A 6,089-nucleotide genomic window follows, 5' to 3' on the forward strand; every position below is an offset into this window, starting at 1 on the left:
GCCGTGCCGGTGCACGGTGACTCTCCGGCCACCCGAACGGGAGGGCCGGTGCACGACGATCGGCGCGCTGCTCACGCCTCCCAGCGTGCCCCGGGCCGGACGGATGGGCGAGTCGGCCCAGCGACCATCAGGGCGCGACGCCGGTGTCGAGGCGCAGCGGGAGCGGCTGGGCGCGCTCGGCGTCGCGGCGCCGGAACCGGCCCCCGCGGCGCCGAAGGCCGGCGGCGGCCGGGCGGCCGCGTGGGAGCGGGGTGTGACAGCGGCCCGCGCTTACCTGGCCCGGGAGGGCACGCTGACGGGCGTCAGCCGGGACGCACTCCGTCGCAGGCGGGCTCCGGGGCCCGGCAAGCGGCCGGATGTCCCGAGGCCGTGACGAGTACGGCACCACCCGACAGACGGTCGTTGGCTGGCTGAAGACGTGGGCGGACGAGGGCGTCGTGGTGCGGGTCGGGGTGGGCACCAAGACCCGCTACGTCCACCACCGCCGACTAGGTCTCGTCCGGGCGAGTGGCGTCAGACGATGGCGATGCTGGCAAGGATGCTTTGGAGCCGACGGATCGCCTCTTCGGCTTCCACGTACTCCTCCAGGGACGGCGGAACGGCGCCGAAGGTCGAGCCGTCCTCTGCGGGCATCGCACGCCAGTGCAGGACCGGCGAGAGGGCGGTGGCAGCGGCGCCGAGGAACCAGGCCAGGCGCCCGTGGACGTGGGCCAGGGCGATGGCCACAGCAGCGAGCGCTTCCCGCAGGTGCTCCAGCCGGTCGACCTCGGGCAAGGTCTGCTGGGTCTCCGGGTTGCCCACGGCGGCGAGCAGATCGGCAGCGGCCTTCGCCGCGACGGCGCGGTCGTCGAACGACAGGACCCACACCTGATCGCGGATCAGCCGTTCCGCTTCCTTCACCAATTCTTCGATCTCTGCCCCGATGTTCTCCACGAGCGCCATCCTATGCCCGTTTTCGATCATCAACGGATCCCCCCATGGGCGCCGGACGCCCCAGCGGGATCTGTCGGACGAGTCCGCCAGCTGCGAGGAGCGACCCGACGTAGGGCCGACTCCCGATACACCTCGCCGGTCACTCGCCTGAGGGGCGCTGCCCCGTCACGGGGTCGGGATGCGGCGCAGTATCCAGCCCTGTAGCTCGCTCGCCCACACGGCCGCGTCCGGCAGCTCCGCCGCCGTTCTGGAGATAGCCGAGGAGCGCCACGACGGCGCGGGCCTCACCAGCGGTGAGCAGCGGCAGCCGGTCGCCCGGCTCGTCCATCAAAAGGCTAACTGGGGCGGGGCCTTGTGCAGAGCGCCCGCCCTCGTGCGACGGGTAGTTGGCGTACAGGGCCCGTTAAGAACGATCATGGTCAGCTAACGAGCCTAAGCCTCCTTCGCGTGCCCCTTGAGCATGGAAGTCACCTGAGCCATGGCCGTCGAATGGCCTGCCCTCACCGAACCGATCTTCTCCCCCAACCGAAGAAGACGTAGAACGGCCAACCACCAACGACGCCCGTACTCCTGGCAACGGTCGGCTGGTCTGGGTTGAGTGCGGTGCGTCGGCTAACGAGCAGGTGAGGGTTGGTCGATGTGGGCCAGCGGTGATGGCGGTAGGCGAGCCACTCGGCGGCGAGGCGGTGGGTGAACTCCTCGAGATACAGGGTGTGGCGCATCAGGCCGCGGCGTACGTGGAGAGTTCCGTGGGCGAGGCTGAGATCCGCGATCCGCAGTCGTCTGGTCTCACGGCTAGGCAGGGCGTGCGCGGCGGCCAGGGCAACCACGAGGCGACCGAACGGGGTCTTCACCTGGTCAAGCAGTTCGGCCAGCAGGTCGGAGGGCACCGCCTGCGGGACGCCGGCGGTCCAGCCGACAGGAAGGCCGCGGGCGGGATCGCGGAAGATGACGCGCTCCTGCTTCAGGGCTTTGAACAGGCTGCGCACGGCGGTGGCGGTCATGCGTCGGGGATGCCTGGTGAGCCCGGTCATCGCGGTGGTGATGTGTTCGCTGGTGATCTCCCGCAGGGTGTTGATGCCCTGGTCCGCCCAGGCAGCGAGGAGGGGGTGAGACGTCCGAGGTAGCGGCGGATGGTCTGGTAGCTGCGGGGCGCGTGCTCACGCCGTCCCTGGCCGCGCATCACCGCCGTCCAGGTGCGCACCTCCCCGGCGAGGGGATCGGGCAGCGCGCTGACGGCCACGTCGATCCACGTGAGGTCCGCGTCCCGGTGTCGGTCCGGGTCCTCGATCAACAGGTCGTGGGCTCGGAGAAACTGGCAGACCCGCTTGGCGTTGAGGCCGTCACCGAGCCGGGTCAGATCTGGATATCCCGCTCCTCGATCGCCGACTGCCGCCGGAGCCGAAGAGCAGGACGGTAAGGGTGCGGACGTCCACGCGGAAGTCGTGGGGCATCCGTGGAGGGCATCCGGTGTGACGTGGACGCTGCCGGAGCCGATGCCGGGCACTCCCGACGTTGTCGGTGGCGGCCGGTACGTTGCGATCATGGGCATCTATCTAGTGAGTGTCGCCGCGCAGGACTGGTCACGGCCGGGGGAGGACGGGTACGGGGACGTCGCCACCGCGCTGAACACCGAGCTGGAGCGGCGGGGGCTGCCCCCTTATGAGCCGCGGCAGGCCGCACGGGAGGCGCTGGGCTGGTTCGAGGAGAAGGTCAGCCCGTCCATGGACGGCTTCGTGGCGCTGTGCAGGACGCAGCTGACCGACGTGGAGCTGTCGGCCCTCCTCGACTGGAGCGTGCTCGTTCCGTTCGCGCTGGAGGAGCAGATCGTGCTCCCCGTCGGCACCGCGTACACCGGCGAGGAAACAGCGGTCGCCGGGGCCCCGCAGGTGCTCGCCCTGGCCGAGCGGCTGGCCGGTGCCGTCGGACTGCCCGTGGACGCGATACCGGCGGGCGAGAACCTCGCACTGAGCCTGTGGTTCCTGCAGGGCGGTGCGAAGCAGACCACCCGGGTGCGGTCGAGACCGTGGGCCGAGGACCGGGACGCGGCCTTCTACGTGGCGCTCTACCTGCGCGCCGCGCAGTACTCCCTGCGACACGGCTGCCCGATGACCTACGCCTGAGCCACCCCGCCGCCAACCGGCCGGAGAGACCATGAACGGGCCCGCGTCCGAGCCGGAGGCCCCGTACGCCCCCTCCCCCGCCCGAGGCCGTGTCCTACCGGAACACCGGCGCGGTGCGTGGCTCCTGGAAACCAGCGGCAGCGCTGCACACGCCCGATCGGTTTTGAAACCGGCACGATGAACGAGGGGAAGGACTGGCCTCGCTGGGGAGAGAGGCGAGATGTTCGCCGCTGCCGCTCGCCGGTGCCCTGGCATTCCTTCGCTCATGGCAATGGCGTGCCGCCCTGTAGAGCTGTCCTGGCGGGAATCTGATGGGACCGGGGTGCCGCATGTTACGCATCTGATGGCACGGTTCAGCGACGGCGGGGGTCTGCTGCTCGACTGTGCCGGGCGAGGGGAGGTCTCTCCCCGGCTCGCACACCGTGCTGAGGTCATGGCAGCGGCGGCACGTGTGGTGGGATGGCAGTACAGGGTCGCCTCGCCTCCCGAACCGGTTGTCGCTGCCAACCTGGGCTGGCTGTCGGGATACCGGCACCCTCGCTACCGAGACACCGCGCTCTTGGAAGAGTCGGTGCTGTCCGTCTCCTGCTGCAGGCACAAGTTCGTGCGAAGGGGCATGCCTTGGTAAGTGCAGTCTGGGAGACTCCGCTCGGGTGTGGGTCCGGTAGTGAGAGAGGGCGCGGATGGACCGTCAGCTGAGTGTTGAAGAACGGCTGGAACGGCTGCTGAGATGGCAGAGGCCTGCGGGGGCTGCTGAGGCCGAGCGGCAGCGACGTGCCGAGCGGCTGGTTAGGGAGGCAGTGGCCGCCCACGGTGCCTTCGCGGACCTCGACATCATGGTGGAGGCGAAGGGGTCATACCCGAACAAGACTAACGTGCGTAATGACAGCGACGTCGATATCAAGGTTCAGATCAACGACCCATTCCACGCACAGATTGACCCGCAGAGGTTCTGGTTCGGTGGGCGCTGGATGCACAGGTATGACGGGCCGTGGAAGCCTCGCGTGCTACGGCAGGAGCTGCACGCGGCCTTGGAGAACGCGTTCGACACGGTCGACGACAGCCACAATGTCGCCTTCTGCATCCCCGAGGTGCCCGGCAGTCGGCCGAGCGCCGACGTCGTGCCTTGCTTCAAGTACGTGCAGTTCACCGATGAGTCCTTGAGCCAGAGCATTGAGGGGAGCATCGTCTACTGCCGCGATGGGACGGAGATCGTCAACTGGCCCCATCAGCAGCTGGTGAACGGGAGGGCTAAGAACGAGCGCACCAACCACCGCTACAAGTTCGTCGTCCGCGTGCTCAAGTCGGTCGAGAACGACCTCGCTGAGCAGAAGGTAATCGATCCGCTGCCGTCGTACTTCTCCGAGTGCCTCGTCTACAACGTGCCGGATCACGTGCTGGCAGCGGGCTCGTTCGACGATGCCGTTCGTGAGGCGTTGCAGCACCTCCAGCGCAGTCTCCATCCCTGGCTCATGGAGCCGAAGTCGCTGGTGGAGCCCAACGGGATCAAGCCGTTGTTCGGGCGCGGCCAGAAGTGGCAGCCGGCCGACGGACGGAAGCTGGTCCGCGCCGCGTGGACCTACCTCAACTACGGATGAAGGATGAGATGACCCCCGCCGCCACCATCCGCCTGGGCGCCACCGTCGCCGCGACCGTGTACACGGGCGTGCTTCTCGCCCTCGGCCTCTACCCCACCCAGCTGCGCTTCGCCTTCGCGTACATCCCAGCCCTCATCGGGTACCTGGTGATCGTCTTCGACAAGTGGGCCTGGCGCTGGCCGGGTATCCACCACTTCAACGGGCGGCCATGGGTGGGCGGCACTTGGAGGGCCGTCCTTACACCGAGTCCAAAGAGCCTTATACCTGAGGGGGGGAACCGCGGCCCCATCACCACGTACCTCACCATCGAGCAGACCTACTGGAGCCTCCACGCGACCCTGCGGACTGCAGAGAGCTCCTCCCACTCGAGCAACGCCACCGTGAACGCGCCCGAGAACTCGGGCACCGCCGAGATCCGTTTCCTCTACGAGAGCACTCCGCGTGTCGAGCACCAGCCGCGGAGCCCGCGCCACGAAGGGGCGGCCCGGATCTCGGTCACCGGTCGCGTGCCCACAGCGGCGACGGGCCGATACTTCACCGGCCGGTTCACCACAGGGGACATGGACCTCACTCTGATCGACCGCGGCACTGACTTCGGCACGTTCGCCGAGGCCCAGGCGGCCGATCCTGACCACCACTCGACAGCATGATGCGGATCACATGACAAGGGACCGACCTCACCGAGAGCTAGCCACTGGTATCAGAGGCTAGCTATCGTGGTGGGTATGGCAAAGCAGACGAATATTCGACTGAGCGACGACGTGAGGGCAGCCGCCGAGGACCGGGCCGCACGCCGCGGTCAAAGCCTTCAGGGTTACGTGGCCGACCTGATCGAAGCCGATGTGAACCAGTCTCGCGCCGCCTTCATGGCCGGCGCTGCGGTGTTCCTGGCTGGGTACGCAGACGCATTCGAGGCGGAGGTGGGTGAGGACCGGTACCCCGGCCTCCCTGCGGGGATGGAGCGGACCGCGCCGAGGGACGCCGCGTGAACGTTCGCATCGATCTCGCCTGGATCTTGGCGGTGGCACAGCAGGTCCCGGGAGATCCCCAGGTCGTCGACTACGGCGTGCCGGTCGCGGCGGAAGCACGTCACCGGGCGGAGATCTTGGACCACGAGGTCTACCCCGAGCCCCATCACAAGGCTGCGGCACTGCTGTGCGAGCTGGCGAGGAACCCAAGCCTGGAGGTGCGGAACCTGCTGTTCGCGGCGACCGTGACGGCTGCCTACCTGTCCGCATGCGGCCTGCCGGTGAGCCCCGGCCTGGACACCGTCCTCCCCCTGGCCCGCGCCGCGCGGGACGGACTCCCGGTGCGTGAAGTCGCCGCCCAAATCAAAACCTGGACAAGCTGATCCTCGCCTCGGGTGAGATGCCCGCGGGCCGCCTGGCCTAGGTCGTGTCCGCAAAGTCTCGCCTGGCCCGCGGCGCCCTGCACG

General features: G+C 68.6%; 7 protein-coding genes. 5 read left to right on the forward strand and 2 right to left on the reverse strand.

From position 1 onward, the window contains the following. Positions 1-513: 513 nt before the first annotated feature. Entirely contained in the window at positions 514-933 is a 420-nt protein-coding gene (locus A4V12_RS24580; RefSeq protein ID WP_234372329.1) for a hypothetical protein, read from the reverse strand. A gap of 500 nt (positions 934-1,433) precedes the next feature. Further along, positions 1,434-1,937: a hypothetical protein gene (locus tag A4V12_RS24590; protein WP_064071591.1), complete on the reverse strand. Its 504-nt coding sequence runs from the start codon at positions 1,935-1,937 to the stop codon at positions 1,434-1,436. A 540-nt stretch (positions 1,938-2,477) separates the two neighbouring features. Here A4V12_RS24590 and A4V12_RS24595 point away from each other — a divergent pair. The 5 genes from A4V12_RS24595 (at position 2,478) to A4V12_RS24615 (ending at position 6,005) form a co-directional block, all read left to right on the forward strand. After that, complete coding sequence (locus A4V12_RS24595; protein ID WP_064071610.1) at positions 2,478-3,056, forward strand: hypothetical protein; 579 nt, start codon at positions 2,478-2,480, stop codon at positions 3,054-3,056. A gap of 683 nt (positions 3,057-3,739) precedes the next feature. Then, positions 3,740-4,654, forward strand: coding sequence for a nucleotidyltransferase domain-containing protein (locus A4V12_RS24600; protein WP_159028929.1), 915 nt, complete (start codon positions 3,740-3,742; stop codon positions 4,652-4,654). After that, on the forward strand, positions 4,651-5,304 hold the full coding sequence (locus tag A4V12_RS24605) for a hypothetical protein (protein WP_064071592.1): 654 nt from the start codon (positions 4,651-4,653) through the stop codon (positions 5,302-5,304). The genes A4V12_RS24600 and A4V12_RS24605 overlap by 4 nt, the downstream gene beginning before the upstream one ends. A gap of 75 nt (positions 5,305-5,379) precedes the next feature. Then, on the forward strand, positions 5,380-5,643 hold the full coding sequence (locus tag A4V12_RS24610; protein WP_064071593.1) for a hypothetical protein: 264 nt from the start codon (positions 5,380-5,382) through the stop codon (positions 5,641-5,643). Next, positions 5,640-6,005 carry a hypothetical protein gene (locus A4V12_RS24615; RefSeq protein ID WP_064071594.1) on the forward strand — a complete coding sequence of 122 codons (366 nt, stop codon included), beginning with the start codon at positions 5,640-5,642 and terminating at the stop codon, positions 6,003-6,005. Before A4V12_RS24610 ends, A4V12_RS24615 begins: the two co-directional genes overlap by 4 nt. Positions 6,006-6,089 lie beyond the last annotated feature (84 nt).

This window comes from Streptomyces noursei (genome assembly GCF_001646665.1).
Classification (GTDB): Bacteria; Actinomycetota; Actinomycetes; order Streptomycetales; family Streptomycetaceae; genus Streptomyces; species Streptomyces lavendulocolor.

What these genes read in the sequence shown, in the direction of transcription:
- A4V12_RS24600 (WP_159028929.1), top strand. Translation starts at nt 3,740, where the DNA reads ATGGACCGTCAGCTGAGTGTTGAAGAACGGCTGGAACGGCTGCTGAGA.
- A4V12_RS24590 (WP_064071591.1), bottom strand. Translation starts at nt 1,937, where the DNA reads ATGACCGCCACCGCCGTGCGCAGCCTGTTCAAAGCCCTGAAGCAGGAG.
- A4V12_RS24610 (WP_064071593.1), top strand. Translation starts at nt 5,380, where the DNA reads ATGGCAAAGCAGACGAATATTCGACTGAGCGACGACGTGAGGGCAGCC.
- A4V12_RS24595 (WP_064071610.1), top strand. Translation starts at nt 2,478, where the DNA reads ATGGGCATCTATCTAGTGAGTGTCGCCGCGCAGGACTGGTCACGGCCG.
- A4V12_RS24605 (WP_064071592.1), top strand. Translation starts at nt 4,651, where the DNA reads ATGAAGGATGAGATGACCCCCGCCGCCACCATCCGCCTGGGCGCCACC.